Annotated in this window: 15 protein-coding genes; 13 read left to right on the forward strand and 2 right to left on the reverse strand. The window is 54.6% G+C overall.

Features of this window, described 5'->3' with window-relative positions; all coding sequences use genetic code 11:
- Positions 1 to 74: 74 nt before the first annotated feature.
- From J5224_RS00235 to J5224_RS00280, 10 genes are all read left to right on the forward strand, one after another.
- Positions 75 to 1,289, forward strand: a complete 1,215-nt coding sequence (locus tag J5224_RS00235) for a bifunctional tRNA (adenosine(37)-C2)-methyltransferase TrmG/ribosomal RNA large subunit methyltransferase RlmN (RefSeq protein WP_413544623.1) — start codon at positions 75 to 77, stop codon at positions 1,287 to 1,289.
- A gap of 189 nt (positions 1,290 to 1,478) precedes the next feature.
- Complete coding sequence (gene pilW, locus J5224_RS00240; RefSeq protein ID WP_264623434.1) at positions 1,479 to 2,270, forward strand: type IV pilus biogenesis/stability protein PilW; 792 nt, start codon at positions 1,479 to 1,481, stop codon at positions 2,268 to 2,270.
- Positions 2,260 to 3,240: a cytoskeleton protein RodZ gene (gene rodZ / locus J5224_RS00245; protein WP_264623435.1), complete on the forward strand. Its 981-nt coding sequence runs from the start codon at positions 2,260 to 2,262 to the stop codon at positions 3,238 to 3,240. The genes pilW and rodZ overlap by 11 nt, the downstream gene beginning before the upstream one ends.
- Before the next feature lie 40 nt (positions 3,241 to 3,280).
- Positions 3,281 to 4,402: a flavodoxin-dependent (E)-4-hydroxy-3-methylbut-2-enyl-diphosphate synthase gene (gene ispG, locus J5224_RS00250; protein WP_264623436.1), complete on the forward strand. Its 1,122-nt coding sequence runs from the start codon at positions 3,281 to 3,283 to the stop codon at positions 4,400 to 4,402.
- A gap of 122 nt (positions 4,403 to 4,524) precedes the next feature.
- Entirely contained in the window at positions 4,525 to 5,799 is a 1,275-nt protein-coding gene (gene hisS / locus J5224_RS00255; RefSeq protein WP_264623437.1) for a histidine--tRNA ligase, read from the forward strand.
- 13 nt (positions 5,800 to 5,812) lie between these two features.
- The gene (locus J5224_RS00260; protein WP_264623670.1) at positions 5,813 to 6,433 is read left to right on the forward strand and encodes a YfgM family protein; all 621 of its coding nucleotides are present in this window, start codon (positions 5,813 to 5,815) and stop codon (positions 6,431 to 6,433) included.
- Positions 6,434 to 6,443: 10 nt separating this feature from the next.
- Positions 6,444 to 7,625, forward strand: a complete 1,182-nt coding sequence (bamB, locus tag J5224_RS00265; protein ID WP_264623438.1) for an outer membrane protein assembly factor BamB — start codon at positions 6,444 to 6,446, stop codon at positions 7,623 to 7,625.
- A gap of 144 nt (positions 7,626 to 7,769) precedes the next feature.
- Positions 7,770 to 9,254: a ribosome biogenesis GTPase Der gene (gene der, locus J5224_RS00270; RefSeq protein ID WP_264623439.1), complete on the forward strand. Its 1,485-nt coding sequence runs from the start codon at positions 7,770 to 7,772 to the stop codon at positions 9,252 to 9,254.
- Positions 9,255 to 9,344: 90 nt separating this feature from the next.
- Positions 9,345 to 10,304 (forward strand): AEC family transporter, encoded by a 960-nt coding sequence (locus J5224_RS00275; RefSeq protein ID WP_264623440.1) that lies wholly within the window; start codon positions 9,345 to 9,347, stop codon positions 10,302 to 10,304.
- 19 nt (positions 10,305 to 10,323) lie between these two features.
- Positions 10,324 to 10,554, forward strand: a complete 231-nt coding sequence (locus tag J5224_RS00280; RefSeq protein ID WP_264623441.1) for a zinc ribbon domain-containing protein — start codon at positions 10,324 to 10,326, stop codon at positions 10,552 to 10,554.
- Here J5224_RS00280 and xseA read toward each other — a convergent pair whose 3' ends face one another.
- Entirely contained in the window at positions 10,555 to 11,931 is a 1,377-nt protein-coding gene (gene xseA / locus J5224_RS00285) for an exodeoxyribonuclease VII large subunit (RefSeq protein WP_264623442.1), read from the reverse strand. It abuts the gene before it with no gap.
- 181 nt (positions 11,932 to 12,112) lie between these two features.
- Between xseA and guaB the strand changes: the two genes are divergently transcribed.
- Both guaB and guaA read left to right on the forward strand, forming a co-directional pair.
- The gene (guaB, locus tag J5224_RS00290; RefSeq protein WP_222157743.1) at positions 12,113 to 13,576 is read left to right on the forward strand and encodes an IMP dehydrogenase; all 1,464 of its coding nucleotides are present in this window, start codon (positions 12,113 to 12,115) and stop codon (positions 13,574 to 13,576) included.
- Positions 13,577 to 13,687: 111 nt separating this feature from the next.
- On the forward strand, positions 13,688 to 15,265 hold the full coding sequence (gene guaA / locus J5224_RS00295; RefSeq protein ID WP_264623443.1) for a glutamine-hydrolyzing GMP synthase: 1,578 nt from the start codon (positions 13,688 to 13,690) through the stop codon (positions 15,263 to 15,265).
- Between the two features lie 291 nt (positions 15,266 to 15,556).
- On the opposite strand, the gene J5224_RS00300 is transcribed toward guaA, so the two are convergent.
- Complete coding sequence (locus tag J5224_RS00300; RefSeq protein ID WP_264623444.1) at positions 15,557 to 16,462, reverse strand: LysR family transcriptional regulator; 906 nt, start codon at positions 16,460 to 16,462, stop codon at positions 15,557 to 15,559.
- A 165-nt stretch (positions 16,463 to 16,627) separates the two neighbouring features.
- Here J5224_RS00300 and J5224_RS00305 point away from each other — a divergent pair, with 165 nt between their 5' ends.
- Entirely contained in the window at positions 16,628 to 17,377 is a 750-nt protein-coding gene (locus J5224_RS00305; protein ID WP_264623445.1) for an SDR family NAD(P)-dependent oxidoreductase, read from the forward strand.
- The last annotated feature ends 52 nt before the right edge of the window (positions 17,378 to 17,429 follow it).

Consider the following 17,429-nt stretch of genomic DNA (forward strand, 5'->3'; position numbering starts at 1 on the left):
CGAATTATTTAGGGTATATATTGTCGTCATCTGTCGCGCCACAACGTGTAATAACGAGGCCAAGAGTTATCATTATGAGCATGTCCCAGTCTCCGTCTTTAGCGGAAAGCACTACCCTGTCTGCCGTCACCTGTTCCTCCACTGCTACCGATGCTGCACCTGTCGTGAAAACCGACGGTGAAAAGATCAATCTGTTGGATTTGAATCGCCAGCAAATGCGCGCCTTTTTTGCTTCCATTGGTGAGAAGCCGTTCCGCGCCGATCAGGTGATGAAGTGGATGTATCACTACTGTAGCGATGATTTCGCCGACATGACGGACATCAATAAGGTGCTGCGTCAGAAGTTACAGCAGATCGCCGAGATCCGTGCGCCGGAAGTGGTCGCTGAACAGCGTTCTTCGGACGGCACCATCAAATGGGCGATTCTGGTCGGCGGGCAACGGGTCGAAACCGTGTACATCCCGGAAGAAGACCGTGCCACGCTCTGCGTCTCCTCGCAGGTAGGTTGCGCTCTTGAATGCAAATTTTGTTCGACCGCGCAGCAGGGGTTTAACCGTAACCTGCGCGTGTCGGAAATTATTGGTCAGGTGTGGCGTGCCGCGAAAATTATCGGCGCTCAGAAAGTCACCGGTCAACGCCCCATCACCAACGTGGTGATGATGGGTATGGGTGAGCCGTTGCTTAACCTGAACAACGTGGTGCCGGCCATGGAGATCATGCTGGATGATTTCGGTTTTGGTTTATCCAAACGCCGCGTGACGCTTTCTACCTCTGGTGTGGTACCGGCGCTGGATAAATTAGGTGATATGATCGATGTCGCGTTGGCGATATCGCTGCACGCGCCGACGGATGATATCCGTAATGAAATCATGCCCATCAACAAAAAGTATGACATCGCGACTTTCTTAGCCGCTGTGCGTCGCTATCTCGAGAAATCCAATGCCAATCAGGGGCGCGTTACCGTGGAATACGTGCTGCTGGATCACATCAATGATGGCACCGAACATGCGCATCAGCTTGCCGAGTGTTTAAAAGATACTCCCTGCAAGATTAACCTGATTCCCTGGAACCCGTTCCCGGGGGCACCCTATGGTCGCAGTTCTAACAGCCGGGTAGATCGTTTCTCCAAGGTGCTGATGGAGTATGGCTTCACCACCATCGTGCGTAAGACGCGTGGTGACGATATTGATGCAGCGTGCGGTCAATTGGCGGGCGAAGTGGTCGATCGTACCAAGCGGACGCTGCGCACCAAACGCGCGGGTGAACCAATTCAGGTTAAAGCGGTCTAATGCCTTAATGTGCTTGGTGAAATGGCGTTTGGCATCAAATCAGGGTGCTAAACGCCTTTCATCGGCATATGATGGCGTCCGCGTAGCGAGCGTGTAGTGGTTGAATACGCGATGACGTTTTTCGTGTTAACACAACGCGGGATGCGGCAGCGAACGGACAGGGAATCCGTTTTTTAGCGGAGGGTCAGGATGACACCTCGTATTCAGCAAGAGTATGTACAACGTCATAAGTATGTACAGCGTCGTGTTTTATTTGCACTCGGCATCGTAGTGCCGCTGTTGAGTGGGTGTGCCAAGGTGCCGCGCCCATCGGCGAGTGAGGTGTTGGTCACTACGCGGTTGCAATTGGGTATGGCATACCTGAAACGAGACGATCTTGACGCAGCACAGCGCAACTTGTCGAGCGCCGTTGAGGCCGCTCCAGACGATTATCGTACCCAACTGGGTATGGCATTGTATGAACAGCGTATTGGCGAGTACAGTGCAGCTGAACGGCGTTATCAAACTGCACTGCGTCAGGCACCGGAAAATGCCAGCGTAATGAATAATTACGGTGCGTTTCTCTGTAGTTTAGGGCAGTATGTAGCGGCGCAGAAACAGTTCAGCGCTGCGGTGCAACAGCCTGATTATCGGGAAGTTGCTCAGGCTTTGGAAAACGCGGGATACTGCCATTTCAAAGCAGGAAAATGTAATGAAGCACGCACATTGCTAATTCGGGCGCTACACTATGACCCGACAAAAGGCGGCAGGGTGCTCAGTGAAGTGGAGCATCGACTGACTGCCCAGCACTTTAACGAAGCCAGGCACCTTTTGGATATTTATCACCATAGTCTTCCAGCCAGCGCTGAGAGTCTGTGGTTAGAGATTCGTTTCGCCGCGTTGGCGGGCCGTGATGATGAGCGTAACTATCATGGCGACAGGCTGGCGCGAAGTTTTCCACACTCTAAACAGTACCAGCAGTTCTTAGCGAATGAATACTGAAGCCACTCTAGAAAATACCACCCCTGTCACTCCTGGCGAGCGTCTGCGTCAGGCGCGTGAGCATATGGGATTGACACAGCAAACTGTCGCTGAACGCTTATGCCTCAAAGTGACCACCGTGCGAGAGATCGAAGAGGGCAGCACCTCTCCTGATTTAGCACCTACCTTTTTGCGCGGTTATATCCGCTCTTATGCCAAGCTAGTGCATTTGCCGGAAAGCGAACTGCTGCCTGCGTTGGATAAACACGTGGTGCCGAGAATCGCCAACGTGGCGTCAATGCAAGGCTTTGCCTTGGGAAAAAGCCGTAAGAAACGCGATGGCTGGTTGATGACCTTCACCTGGCTGGTGGTGCTTATCGTGCTGGGGTTAACCGGTGCCTGGTGGTGGCAGAATTACCAGATGCAGCAGCAAGAGATCAGCTCGATGGTCGATCACGCTGCGGCTAACACCTCGGAAGAAACGGAAAGTCAAACGGCAGTTCCGCTCGCCACAACCGGTTCACAGAGCATCGATTTGACGCAGATTGCGCCGGCCGCGCCGGAAGGTGCCAACACCGCGGCGAATGCGCCGTCAGTGAGTACGCCTGCAGCAAATGCAGCAGCGACCACGGGGGCGCCAGCGCAGGCAAGTAATGGGCATCAGCCTGTTGCACCAGCGACCACTCCCCCTGTTACTGCTACAGAGCCCGTTGCGTCACCAAGCGCAACGCCTGTCAGTGGCAATGGCAACGCCATTGCCATGACCTTTAGCGCCGACTGCTGGCTGGAAGTGATCGATGCGGCAGGCAAAAAACTCTACAGCGGCGTGCAGCGCGGCGGCAGTGTATTAAACCTGAGCGGTCAGGCGCCTTATCGTTTGAAGATCGGCGCACCGGCAGCCGTGCAAATTCAGTATCAAGGTAAACCGGTGGATTTGAGCCGGTTTGTAAGAAGCAACCAGATTGCTCGTCTGACGCTGGCAGCGGAGTAATTTCCGGTGCCGGTGATGCTGTAAATGTGGAGAAGAAGTAATGCATAACCCTGCACCCATCGTCCGTCGCAAATCAACGCGCATTTACGTCGGCAAGGTGCCTGTTGGTGACGGCGCACCGATTGCCGTGCAGTCGATGACTAACACCCGAACCACCGATGTGGACGCCACGGTAAAACAGATCAAGGCCCTTGAACGCGTTGGCGTGGACATTGTCCGCGTCTCCGTACCCACCATGGACGCCGCGGAAGCGTTTAAACTCATCAAACAGCAGGTTAACGTTCCGTTGGTGGCCGATATCCACTTTGACTACCGTATCGCGCTGAAAGTGGCGGAATACGGCGTAGATTGCCTGCGTATCAATCCCGGCAATATCGGCAACGAAGAGCGTATTCGCTCGGTGGTCGATTGCGCGCGCGATAACAACATTCCGATCCGCATTGGGGTCAACGGCGGTTCGCTGGAAAAGGATCTTCAGGAAAAATACGGTGAACCCACGCCGGAAGCGTTGTTGGAATCTGCAATGCGTCATGTGGACATCCTCGATCGCCTCAACTTCGATCAGTTCAAGGTGAGTGTGAAAGCGTCGGATGTGTTTCTGGCGGTGCAGTCATACCGCTTACTGGCGGCGCGTATCGATCAGCCGCTGCATCTGGGGATTACGGAAGCGGGCGGCGCACGCAGCGGTGCGGTCAAATCGGCAATCGGTCTGGGGCTGCTGCTGTCGGAAGGCATTGGCGACACGTTGCGTATTTCGCTGGCGGCCGATCCGGTTGAAGAAGTCAAAGTCGGCTTTGATATCCTCAAATCGCTGCGTATTCGCGCGCGCGGTATCAATTTCATCGCGTGCCCTACCTGCTCTCGTCAGGAATTTGATGTTATCGGTACGGTCAACGCGCTGGAACAGCGTCTGGAAGATATCATTACGCCGATGGACGTTTCCATTATCGGTTGTGTGGTCAACGGGCCGGGCGAAGCCCTAGTCTCCACGCTGGGTGTGACCGGCGGTAACAAGAAAAGCGGCTTTTATGAAGATGGCGTGCGCCAGAGAGAACGCTTTGACAACGACGACATGATTGACCAACTGGAAGCGAAAATTCGCGCCAAAGCGGCGATGCTGGATGAAAATAAACGCATCACGGTCAACGTGGTGGACAAATAATTAGCCTCGCACTGTCAGTGACCGTTAAACCCGGCGCTGGCTTTAACGTTGAACAGAGCACATTGAACCCCCTATAATCGGGTCCATTGGAAAAACAATTTTACAACGCATAGAGAACTGACGTGGCAAAAAATATCCAAGCCATACGCGGCATGAATGATTACCTGCCTGCTGAAACGGCCTTATGGCAGCGTATTGAAGATAGCCTGAAAAAAGTACTCCGCAGTTACGGTTACAACGAAATCCGCACACCGATCATGGAGCAAACGCCGTTGTTTAAGCGCGCGATTGGCGAAGTGACCGACGTGGTCGAAAAAGAGATGTACAGTTTCGATGATCGTAACGGTGATAACCTGTCGCTGCGCCCGGAAGGGACCGCAGGGTGCGTTCGTGCCGGTATTGAACACGGCATTTTCTATAATCAGGAACAGCGCCTGTGGTATATGGGGCCGATGTTCCGTCACGAACGTCCGCAAAAAGGGCGTTATCGTCAGTTCCATCAGTTAGGCTGTGAAGTGTTTGGTCTGCAAGGGCCGGATATTGATGCCGAGTTGATCCTGCTCAGCGCGCGCTGGTGGCGCGAATTGGGTATCGCCGAACACGTGGCGCTGGAACTCAACTCCATCGGTTCGCTGGAAGCGCGAGCGCGCTACCGCGAAGCGTTGATCGCGTTTTTGGAACAACACAAAGATCAGTTGGATGAAGATTGCTTGCGTCGCATGTACACCAACCCGCTGCGCGTGCTGGATTCCAAAAATGCGCAGGTGCAGACGCTTCTCAATGATGCGCCGGTGCTGACGGACTATCTGGATGAAGAATCTCGCCAACACTTTGAGCAACTCGGTGAACTTTTAACGCAAGCGGGTATCCCATTTACGGTGAATCCGCGGTTGGTGCGCGGTCTGGATTATTACAACCGTACTGTGTTCGAGTGGGTCACCACCAGTCTGGGTTCGCAAGGCACCGTGTGTGCAGGCGGTCGTTATGACGGCATGGTAGAACAGCTCGGTGGACATGCCACGCCCGCCGTCGGTTTTGCCATGGGGCTGGAGCGCTTGGTGCTGTTAGTGCAGTCGGTTAACCCGGATTTCGCCGCACTGCCTGGCGTTGAGGTGTATCTGATTTCCTCCGGCGTTGGCACGCAGTCAGCGGCCATGCAACTGGCTGAAACGCTGCGTGATGCGCTGCCGGAGCTGAAATTGATGACCAACTACGGCGGCGGTAATTTCAAGAAACAGTTTGCTCGCGCGGATAAATGGGGCGCTCGTATTGCGCTGGTGCTGGGCGAGAACGAAGTGGCTTCCGGTCAGGTAGTGGTGAAAAATCTGAGCAGCGGTGAGCAGGATACATTGGCGCAGGCGGACGTTGCCGCGCGTCTGGCAACGTTACTGGATTGAGGAGAAAGACACCGTGGAAGTCTATACCACTGAGAATGAGCAAGTTGATGCGTTGCGCCGCTTTTTGATTGAAAACGGTAAAGCGTTGGTGGTGGGGATTGTGCTGGGTATCGGTGCCCTGGTCGGGTGGCGTTACTGGCAGAATCATCAGTCTGAAGGAGCCATGTCTTCCTCGTTGGCTTACCAACAGGCCAGTGAAGCATTGGCGAAAGGCGATGCGACGGGCGTTTCGGCAGCGGAAAAATTCTCGGCCGAGAATAAAAACAGCTATGGCGTGTTGTCTTCCTTGCAACTGGCGCGCTATCACGCCGATAAAGGGGAGTTCGCTCAGGCGGAAACCCAATTGCGCACCGCGTTGACGCAAACCAAAGATGTCGATCTGCAAGCATTGACCGCACTGCGTTTGGCGCGCGTTCAAGTGCAGCAGGGTAAGGCCGATGACGCATTGAAAACGCTGGATACCATCACACAGGCGGGATGGGCTGCCATGGTGGCGGATGTGCGCGGCGATGCCCTGGTGAGCAAAGGCGATAACGCGGCGGCACGTGCGGCATACGACAAAGGGGTGGCGGCGAATCCGCCACAGGCATTGCAGGCGTTGCTGCGTATGAAATTAAATAATCTGCCGGGCTAAGAGGAACGTCATGCAATTGCGTAAAACACTTGTGGTTGGAATGCTTTCTCTGGCTTTTTTGAGCGGATGTTCACTGTTCAGCGGTGAAGAAGACGTGGTAACCATGTCGCCGCTGCCCAAGGTTGAGAACCAATTTACGCCAACCAAAGTTTGGAGCAGTTCTGTGGGGAGCGGCCTTGACGGGCACTACTCCAATTTGCGTCCAGCGTGGCAGGGCGATCGCGTATTTGCCGCCGATCGTAAAGGTCTGGTGAAAGCGATGGATTTGGCGAACGGCAAAGAGCTGTGGCGCGCCGATCTGTCTACCAAGCGTGGGCTGCTCTCGTCGCGTGAATCCGCGCTGCTTTCCGGCGGTGTGACGGTCTCTGGCGATCATGTCTATGTCGGCAGTGAGCGCGCAGAGGTGTTTGCGCTTAATGCGGCAGACGGTACCCTTGCATGGCAAGCTACGGCAGCGGGTGAAGTATTATCGCGCCCGGTGGTGAGTGATGGCGTGGTGCTGGTGCACACCAGCAACGGTATGCTGCAAGCGCTGAATGAAAGTGACGGTACCATTAAATGGACCGTAAACCTGGATATCCCGACGCTGTCGCTGCGCGGTGAGTCTGCGCCTGCCACTGCGTTTGGTGCTGCCATTGTCGGCGGTGACAATGGTCGTGTGAACGCCGTGCTGATCAACCAAGGGCAACTGATTTGGCAGCAGCGCATTTCTCAACCGAGCGGCGCGACCGAAATCGATCGCCTGAATGATGTGGACACGACGCCGGTGGTAGCGGGTGAACAGGTATATGCGCTCGGCTATAACGGCAACATGACGGCGCTCGATTTGCGTTCCGGCCAGATCGTGTGGAAACGCGAGCTGGGCAGCGTGCAGGATTTTGTCATCGATGGCGATCGCATCTACGTTGTGGATCAAAACGATCGCGTGGTGGCTCTCAGCACCAATGGCGGCGTGAATCTGTGGCGACAAAGCGATCTGCTACACCGTAACCTGACGGGACCAGCGTTGTATAATGGCTATCTGGTGGTGGGTGACTCCGAAGGTTATCTGCACTGGATCAATACGGCGGATGGTCGTTTCGTGGCCCAACATAAAGTGGACAGCGCCGGTTTCCTGAGCGACCCGGTGGTGGCAAGCGATAAGCTGCTGATTCAGGCCAAGAACGGCGACGTATACGCGTTTACCCGCTAAAAAACAGCATGTATCTGGGCTACACCGCGCAGGCGGTGTGAGCCTTGAAACGGCTCCTGAACGCATCAGGGGCCGTTTCGTCTTTTAAATGTCAGCGAGTCGATTTGCTGTAACATATTGAAATATAATAAATGAGGTTGTGAAATGATACCTGTCGTCGCGCTCGTTGGGCGCCCGAATGTGGGAAAATCTACCCTGTTTAACCGCCTGACGCGTACCCGCGACGCCCTGGTGGCGGATTTTCCTGGGCTGACGCGTGACCGTAAATACGGTCGGGCGGAAGTGGAAGGGCAGGAGTTCATTATTATTGATACCGGTGGTATCGACGGTTCGGAAGAAGGCGTAGAAACCCGTATGGCGGGGCAGTCGCTGCTCGCCATCGAAGAAGCGGATATCGTGCTGTTTATGGTGGACGCGCGCGCCGGACTGATGCCTGCCGATCTGGGCATCGCACAGCATTTGCGCAGCCGCGAGAAAGCCACCTTTCTGGTCGCCAACAAGATTGATGGCGTAGATGCGGATATCGCGATGGCGGATTTCTATTCGCTGGGGCTGGGCGAAGTCTATCCCATGGCGGCTTCCCACGGGCGCGGTGTCACCTCGTTGCTGGAAAACGTGTTACTGCCTTACGCCAAGCAGGAAGATGAACCGGTTGAACTGACGGAAGAAGAGGCTAATGCCGCCTATTGGGCTGAGCAGTTAGGTGAAAATACCGATGAGCCAGAGGACACCGAAGATGACTTCGATCCGGAAAGTATGCCCATCAAACTGGCTATCGTCGGTCGCCCTAATGTGGGCAAGTCCACCCTGACCAACCGTATTTTGGGTGAAGAGCGTGTGGTGGTGTATGACATGCCGGGCACCACCCGCGACAGCATTTACATTCCGATGGAGCGCGATGGTCGCGAGTATGTGTTGATCGACACCGCTGGCGTGCGTAAACGTGGCAAGGTCACGGAAACTGTCGAAAAATTTTCGGTGATCAAAACGCTGCAAGCGATTGAAGATGCCAACGTGGTGCTGCTGGTTATCGATGCGCGCGACGGCATTTCCGATCAGGATCTCTCGCTGTTGGGCTTTATTCTCAATGCGGGACGTTCGCTGGTTATCGCGGTGAACAAATGGGATGGGCTGTCGCAAGAGATCAAAGAGCAGGTGAAAGACATGCTCGACCTGCGTCTCGGGTTCATCGATTTTGCCCGCGTGCACTTTATCTCTGCGCTGCATGGCAGCGGCGTCGGTAACCTGTTTGAATCGGTGCACGAAGCCTATACCTGCGCCACCAAGCGCGTTAACACCTCGCTGTTGACGCGTATCATGCAGATGGCCGTTGACGATCACCAGCCGCCGCTGGTTCAGGGCCGTCGCGTGAAGCTGAAATACGCGCACGCCGGGGGCTACAACCCGCCGATTGTGGTGATCCACGGTAATCAGGTCAAAGATCTGCCGGATTCCTACAAACGCTACCTGATGAATTACTACCGCCGTTCGCTGAACGTGATGGGCACGCCGATTCGCATTCAGTTTAAAGAGGGGGAGAACCCCTTTGCTGAGAAGCGCAATACGCTCACGCCCAATCAGTTGCGTAAGCGTAAACGCTTGATGCAGCACATTAAGAAAGGCAAGTAACCAGAATGGGGCGGAATCGATGATCCGCCCCATTGTTATTATGGCCTTTGAATCAGCAATCACCGTCAACCCTGTGTGAAAGTGTTCGTTATGTCTTGGGAAACCTGGAGTTTTGCCTTTAATGTCACCATGCCCAACCTGTTAATCCTGTTGATTGGCATGGGGCTGCGCCGTTTGGGGCAGTTGGATGACACCTTTTGCGATTCGGCAATGAAGCTGGTGTTTAACCTGGCGCTGCCCTTCCTGCTGTTTTTCAGCGTGGCGACCAGCCAGCAGTCAATTGCCACGCACCTTCCGATGATACTCTATGGTGCCGTAGGCACCGTCACCACGTTTTTATTGCTCGAGTATGCGGCGGTGTATCTGGTGAAAGATCCCCGTGAGCGCGGTATTTTCGTTCAGGGCGGCTTTCGCTCTAACACCGGAATCATGGGGCTGGCGTTTGCGGTGCGCGCTTATGGTGAGCAGGGGATTGCGATAGGCTCGCTCTATCTGACGGTCACGGTGATCTTGTTCAACGTGCTGTCCGTGATCACCTTAACGCGCAGTTTACGGCGGGGACAGGATGGGGGCCGCGTCAGCAAGAAAGCGCTATTGACCAGCATTGCGACCAATCCGTTGATTATTGGGCTGTTGCTGGGCGTGTGCTATGCGCAGTCTGGCTTGGCGCTGCCTGACGTGATGCGGCAAACGGGTCAGCAGATCTCCGGGCTGGCACTGCCATTGGCATTGCTGTGTGCCGGGGCGAGCCTGGATGTCAAAACCATGCTGCGCACCAGTAATGTCGCGGCGCTCTCTACCGTTGCCAAGCTGGTGGTGGTGCCGGGCCTGCTGACGCTCGGCGGCTGGCTGGTTGGCTTTCGCGGTGTGCAGTTGGGGGTTATTTTTCTCTTTTCCTCGACCCCGACGGCGGCGGGCAGCTATGCCATGACACGGGCTATGGGCGGGAATGCTACGCTGGCGGCCAATATTATTGCCATGACCACGGTAGGATCGTTTTTTGCCACGGCGCTCGGGGTTTACTTGTTACGCGCCTGGGGCATCGCTTAATCCTGAAACGGAGGAGCCAATGGACATCTTGTGTCCGCATTGCCAACATACTTTGAACTGGCTGAGCGACAGCCGATTCCAATGTTCGCAGTGTCATCACCATTTTCAACAACAGGCGCATTGCCCGGAATGTCAACAGCCTCTGCAAACCTTATCGGCCTGTGGCTCGGTGAGTTATTTCTGTCAACGCGGCCACGGTTTGATTTCACGCCAACGCGTGCAGTTCAGTTACCTTCCAGTGTCGGAATAGCTAGGAGGATTTGCGCCGTGTGCGCTTTTTGGCATCCGGTGTGACCTGCGTAACCTGACTTTCTACCCAGCCGTCCTGTAAGCGGGTTTTTAGCGTGTCGCCCGGCGCTGTCTGAGCCGTGGCGCGTAAAACCTGCCCAGAGGGCATGGTGGTCACGTTATAGCCGCGCGCCAACGTTTTAAGCGGGCTGACCCCTTCCAGATGGGAACAGACCTCACCCAACCGTTGTTTATTCTCACTCAGTTGCCGGGTCATAAGCCGCTGCAATAGATACTGCATCTGTTGCAGGTATTGCTGCGCACGATGGATACGCGAAAGCGGTTGCTGCTGCGTCAGCCGCTGCTGCAAACGCTCATTGCGCAGGGTTGCGCGCCGCAGTTGCTGCTGCATGCTTTCATCGAGCCTGCGGCGTAGGGTAATCAATTGGTTAAGCTGGCGCGCCAAGCGTAACTGCGGATGCTGTTGCTGCAAACGGTGGTAGAGCCGAGAGAAATCGCGCTGGCGCTGGGCCAGTGAATAATCCATCGCCATCTCCAGCCGTTGACGCTGTGCGTGCAGTTGGCGCAGCAGCTCGTTGCGATCGCGACTGACCAACTCTGCCGCCGCCGACGGCGTAGGTGCGCGTAAATCCGCCACAAAGTCGGCAATGGTGACGTCGGTTTCATGGCCGACAGCACTCACGATAGGAATACGACTGGCGAAGATGGCGCGAGCCACCCGTTCATCGTTAAAACCCCAGAGATCCTCCAGCGAACCGCCGCCGCGCCCAACGATCAGCACATCACACTCTTGTCGTTGATTGGCAAGCTGAATGGCGCGAACGATTTGTGCTGGGGCCTCTTCGCCTTGCACCTGGCTCGGATAAATCACCACCGGCAGTGCCGGATCGCGCCGCTGTAGCACATGCAGGATATCGTGCAGCGCTGCGCCGCTGGGTGAAGTAATCACACCGACGCTGCTGGCTGGACGGGGGAGTGCTTGCTTGAATGATTGATCGAACAACCCTTCTGACGCTAACCGCTGCTTAAGCTGTTCGAACTGCTGTTGCAACAGGCCATCGCCTGCGGGCTGCATGCTCTCTGCCAGCAGTTGGTAATCACCGCGCGGTTCGTACAGGGTGATCGTGGCGCGCAGCAGCACTTGCTGCCCGTTTTGCGGGCGAAACGTCACACGGCGATTGCTGGTGCGAAACATGGCGCAACGCACCTGAGCGCGCTCATCTTTCAGAGTAAAGTACCAGTGACCGGAGGAGGGCTGAGAGAAATTGGAAATCTCGCCGCACAGCCAGATTTGCCCCATTTCCATTTCCAACAGTTGCCGGACGGTTTGATTGAGGCGGCTGACGGTAAAAATAGCGGATGAAGGCGCTTGGGACATGGCGTTGGCTAACCCGATTTAGTGAGCGAGATCAAATTTTAAAACAGAGGGTTAATTAACCGATACTACCTTGCCTGAAAGGTTAATCAAGTTTTTTTATAAAAAAAGCTGGAGGCAACCGATTACGCTCTGTATAATGCCACGGCAATATTTTATCGCATCCCCACATGAGATATTGCCCATGCTACGTATTGCCAAAGAAGCACTGACGTTTGATGACGTCCTCCTGATCCCAGCTCACTCGACCGTTCTGCCGAACACTGCCGATCTTACTACCCAGCTCACAAAAACGATTCGTTTGAACATTCCTATGCTTTCTGCTGCCATGGATACCGTGACGGAATCCGGTTTGGCTATCGCACTGGCGCAGGAAGGCGGCATCGGTTTCATCCACAAAAACATGTCGATTGAACGCCAGGCAGAAGAAGTTAGCCGGGTAAAACGTCATGAAAGCGGCGTGGTTGTCGATCCGCAAACCGTGACGCCAACCACCACGCTGCGTGAAGTCAAAGCGCTGACCGAGCGTAACGGCTTTGCCGGTTACCCGGTAGTGACCGACGATAACGAACTGGTCGGCATTATCACCGGTCGTGACGTGCGTTTTGTGACCGATTTGGAACGCCCGGTGAGCGCCGTTATGACGCCAAAAGACCGGCTGGTAACGGTGCGTGAAGGCGAAGCGCGTGACGTGGTGCTGCAAAAAATGCACGAGAAACGCGTTGAGAAAGCGCTGGTGGTGGATGATAGCTTCCATCTGCTTGGCATGATTACCGTGAAAGACTTCCAGAAAGCCGAGCGTAAACCTAACGCTTGTAAAGACGAACACGGTCGCCTGCGCGTTGGTGCAGCGGTTGGCGCAGGCGCGGGCAACGAAGAACGCGTTGATGCGCTGGTTGCTGCCGGTGTTGACGTGCTGTTGATTGACTCCTCGCACGGTCACTCTGAGGGCGTGTTGCAGCGCATTCGTGAAACCCGCGCTAAATACCCCGATCTGCAAATCATCGGCGGCAACGTAGCCACCGGCGCTGGTGCTAAAGCGCTGGCTGAAGCCGGTGTGAGCGCCGTGAAAGTGGGTATTGGCCCTGGCTCTATTTGTACCACCCGTATCGTTACCGGCGTGGGTGTACCGCAGATCACCGCGATTTCTGACGCGGTAGAAGCGCTTGAAGGTACTGGCATTCCGGTTATCGCCGATGGCGGCATCCGTTTCTCCGGCGACATTGCCAAAGCCATCGCTGCGGGTGCAGCCTGTGTGATGGTCGGTTCTATGCTGGCGGGCACGGAAGAATCTCCGGGCGAGATTGAGTTGTATCAAGGCCGTTCCTTTAAATCTTACCGTGGGATGGGCTCGCTGGGTGCCATGTCCAAAGGCTCTTCTGACCGTTATTTCCAGAGCGATAATGCGGCAGATAAACTGGTGCCGGAAGGGATCGAAGGGCGCGTTGCTTATAAAGGCCGCCTGAAAGAGATCGTGCATCAGCAGATGGGTGGCCTGCGTTCCTGCATGGGCTTGACCGGTTGCGGCACCATTGACGCATTGCGCACTCAGGCCGAATTTGTTCGCATCAGCGGCGCAGGCATTCAGGAAAGCCACGTGCACGATGTGACCATCACCAAGGAATCGCCGAACTATCGGATGGGTTGATTGGGCCCACAGGCCAATCTGCCGATGTGATGGCTGATTTGACAGAAACCCGGTAAACTTCGCCGGGTTCTCTTATTTTTTGCTCCTTACGTATTTTGGAATGCGCCTCTCATGACAGAAAATATTCATCAACACCGCATACTCATTCTGGATTTTGGTTCGCAGTACACGCAACTGGTTGCGCGCCGCGTGCGTGAACTGGGCGTTTATTGCGAACTCTGGGCATGGGACGTTACCGAAGCACAGATTCGTGAATTTAACCCGAACGGCATCATCCTTTCCGGTGGCCCGGAAAGCACCACCGAGCACAACAGCCCGCGCGCGCCGGAATATGTGTTCCAGGCCGGTGTGCCGGTGTTGGGCGTGTGCTACGGCATGCAGACCATGGCAATGCAGCTGGGTGGCCGCGTTGAAGGTTCCAGCGAGCGTGAGTTTGGTTATGCTCAGGTCGAAATCAAAGCGGAAAGCGCGCTGTTGCGTGATATTCAGGATGCGCTGAGTGAAAGCGGTGCGCCGCTGCTGGACGTTTGGATGAGCCACGGCGATAAAGTGACGGCCATTCCGTCCGATTTCGTTACCGTTGCCAGCACCGATACCTGCCCGTTTGCCATTATGGCTAACGAAGAGAAACGCTTTTACGGCGTACAGTTCCACCCGGAAGTGACGCATACCCGTCAGGGACAGCGCATACTGGAACGTTTTGTGCGTGACATCTGCCACTGTGATGCGCTGTGGACGCCGGCAAAAATCATTGATGACGCGATAGTGCGTCTGCGTGAACAGATTGGCAACGATCGCGTTATTCTGGGCCTGTCCGGTGGTGTCGATTCTTCGGTTACGGCGATGCTGCTGCACCGTGCCATTGGCGATCGTTTGACCTGTGTGTTCGTGGATAACGGCCTGCTGCGTTTGAACGAAGCGGATCAGGTGCTGGAAATGTTCGGCGATCACTTTGGTCTGAATATCGTGCACGTGGCTGCCGAAGATCGTTTCCTGTCTGAACTGGCCGGTGAAAACGATCCGGAAGCCAAACGTAAAATCATTGGTCGCGTGTTCGTTGAAGTGTTCGATGAAGAAGCAAGCAAGCAGACTGAGGTGAAATGGCTGGCGCAGGGCACCATTTATCCTGACGTGATTGAATCTGCGGCGTCCAAGACCGGCAAAGCGCACGTCATCAAGTCTCACCACAACGTGGGTGGCCTGCCGAAAGAGATGAAGCTTGGTCTGGTTGAGCCGCTGAAAGAGCTGTTCAAAGACGAAGTACGTAAAATTGGTCTCGAACTGGGCTTGCCGTACAACATGCTGTACCGCCATCCGTTCCCGGGTCCGGGCCTTGGGGTGCGCGTGCTGGGCGAAGTGAAGAAAGAGTACTGCGATCTGTTGCGCCGTGCCGATGCCATCTTCATCGAAGAACTGCACAACGCTGACCTGTACCACAAGGTTAGTCAGGCCTTCACCGTGTTCCTGCCAGTGCGTTCCGTTGGCGTAATGGGCGATGGTCGTAAATACGACTGGGTGGTCTCTCTGCGTGCCGTCGAAACCATCGATTTTATGACCGCGCACTGGGCACACCTGCCTTATGACTTCCTGGGTCGCGTTTCCAACCGCATCATCAACGAAGTCGATGGCATTTCCCGCGTAGTGTATGACGTGTCGGGCAAGCCGCCTGCGACGATCGAGTGGGAATGATTTCGCGTCTGGCAACAGCCTGCACGTAAAAGCAGTAAAGTACCTCTAAGCCCGCGTAACTGCGGGCTTTTTTGTCTGGCATTTGTGACCTGCTCCCCGTTGATTGACATACCACGATGTTAGTAATGTCTTCATCAGCAAACGAAGAATTTCCCTTGCTTGGTTGATTGCAGAAATTTTAAAAATACTGAGGCGCTGCGTGGTCACTTCCAAAGTGTTCCGACGGTCGTCGATTGGGTTAATTTGTGCCTATGGCGGTTCTTTCGATGCTCAGGATGTATTGATTGCTCACTACTTATTCAAATGTTTTGGAAATTCTTCAGCGAGCCAGTCGATGAATACACGCAAACGATGCGTCAAATGGCGGTTCTGCGGATACACCACATGAAAAGGAAATTTTGAAGGTCGCCATTCCTTTAACACTTCCACCAGTAAGCCACACTCCAGCGCCTGCCGGGTACAGTAGGAAAACGTCTGGATAATGCCCAACCCAGCCTCGCCGGCTGCGACATGGGCATTACTTTCATTGATCCCCATCCAATGCTCAATCTTGATTTCGGATGTCACCCCATCACGTTCGAATCGAAATGGTATCGCCCGTCCTGTTGCCGTTGAAACATAAGCAATCAGCCGATGCCCGTTCTTAAGTTCTTCAGGATAAGCAGGAACACCATAGCGCTTGAGATAACTGGGTGATGCACAGGTCACCATATTGGCGTGACCAATATTTCTTGCAACCAGCGATGAGTCGACCAGTAAACCCCCCCGAATAACACAATCGACGCTATCGCTGATCAGGTCGACAGATCGATCTGTTACGCCAAGATCAATCCTGATATCAGGGAAACGCTCCTGGAATGCAGGCAGTGCCGGAATGAGCACGTCACTCGCCGTTGAAGAACCGATGTCGATCCGTAAATGCCCTCGTGGTTTGCTGTGCGCAATGGCGAAGCCAGTATCGATATCTTCAAGATCGGCCAGCAACCGCGTGGTCTTCTCGTAATAATCTCGCCCTTCGGGTGTCACAGTGACGCGCCTAGTCGTTCGCTGTAGTAGCTTCACACCTAAATGGGCTTCTAAGTCCTGCACCAACTTACTCATTGTCGCATTAGGCATATCAAGCGAATCAGCCGCACGCGTGAAATTGCCAGCCTCAACGACTCGAGCGAAGGCTCGGATAGCCAGTAACTGGTCCATCGGAATACCTCTTCTTGATTATCCATGTACATAGATAATCTTTTCGAATTTGCTTACTTTATCAATAAATTTTGGGGTAATAAAGTTAATCCCATGCTCTGACCGTTATGCACTTATCGCCGACGCAAAAGCATCTTAATCAATGAAATTACTCAAGGATAACTCATGAACAAATCACTGAACGGAAAAATAGCGCTCGTCACCGGTGGTAGCACCGGTATTGGTCTGGCAACGGCACAGGAGTTGGTCACGCAGGGCGCTAGGGTATTTATTACTGGCCGCCGCCAGGCTGAATTGGATGCAGCCGTTGCCACCATCGGCGAGGCCGCCACGGGTATCAAGGCCGACGCGTCAGTTTTAAGCGATTTAGACCGAGTCTTTGCACAAATCGCCCAAGAAGCGGGTCATCTGGATGTCTTGTTCGCCAACGCCGGTGGGGGCGACATGATGCCCCTGGGGGCTATCACGGAAGAACACTTTGATCGTATTTTTGGCACCAACGTGCGCGGCGTGCTTTTCACGGTACAGAAAGCACTTCCTTTGTTGGTAAACGGCAGCGCGATCATCCTGACAGCATCAACAGTTTCCATCAAAGGCACAGCTAACTTCAGCGTTTATAGTGCCAGCAAAGCTGCGGTCCGCAACTTTGCTCGTTCTTGGGCTCTTGATTTGAATGATCGCCAAATCCGGGTGAATGTAGTGAGCCCTGGACCGATTCGTACACCCGGACTCGGCGGGCTGGTAGACGACGATAGCCGTCAAGGCCTGTTCGATCATTTGGCTGCTCAAGTACCGTTGGGCCGCGTGGGGGAGCCACAAGAGATCGGCAAGGCCGTGGCCTTCCTGGCATCCGATTCCGCAAGCTTCATCAATGGTATTGAGCTCTTCGTCGATGGCGGTATGGCACAAATTTAAGCCACTGCGTTTGCCTCGTTATCAACACGAGGCTTTTCTCTTCAAGGAGTAC

It is taken from the genome of Candidatus Symbiopectobacterium sp. NZEC135 (genome assembly GCF_025962695.1).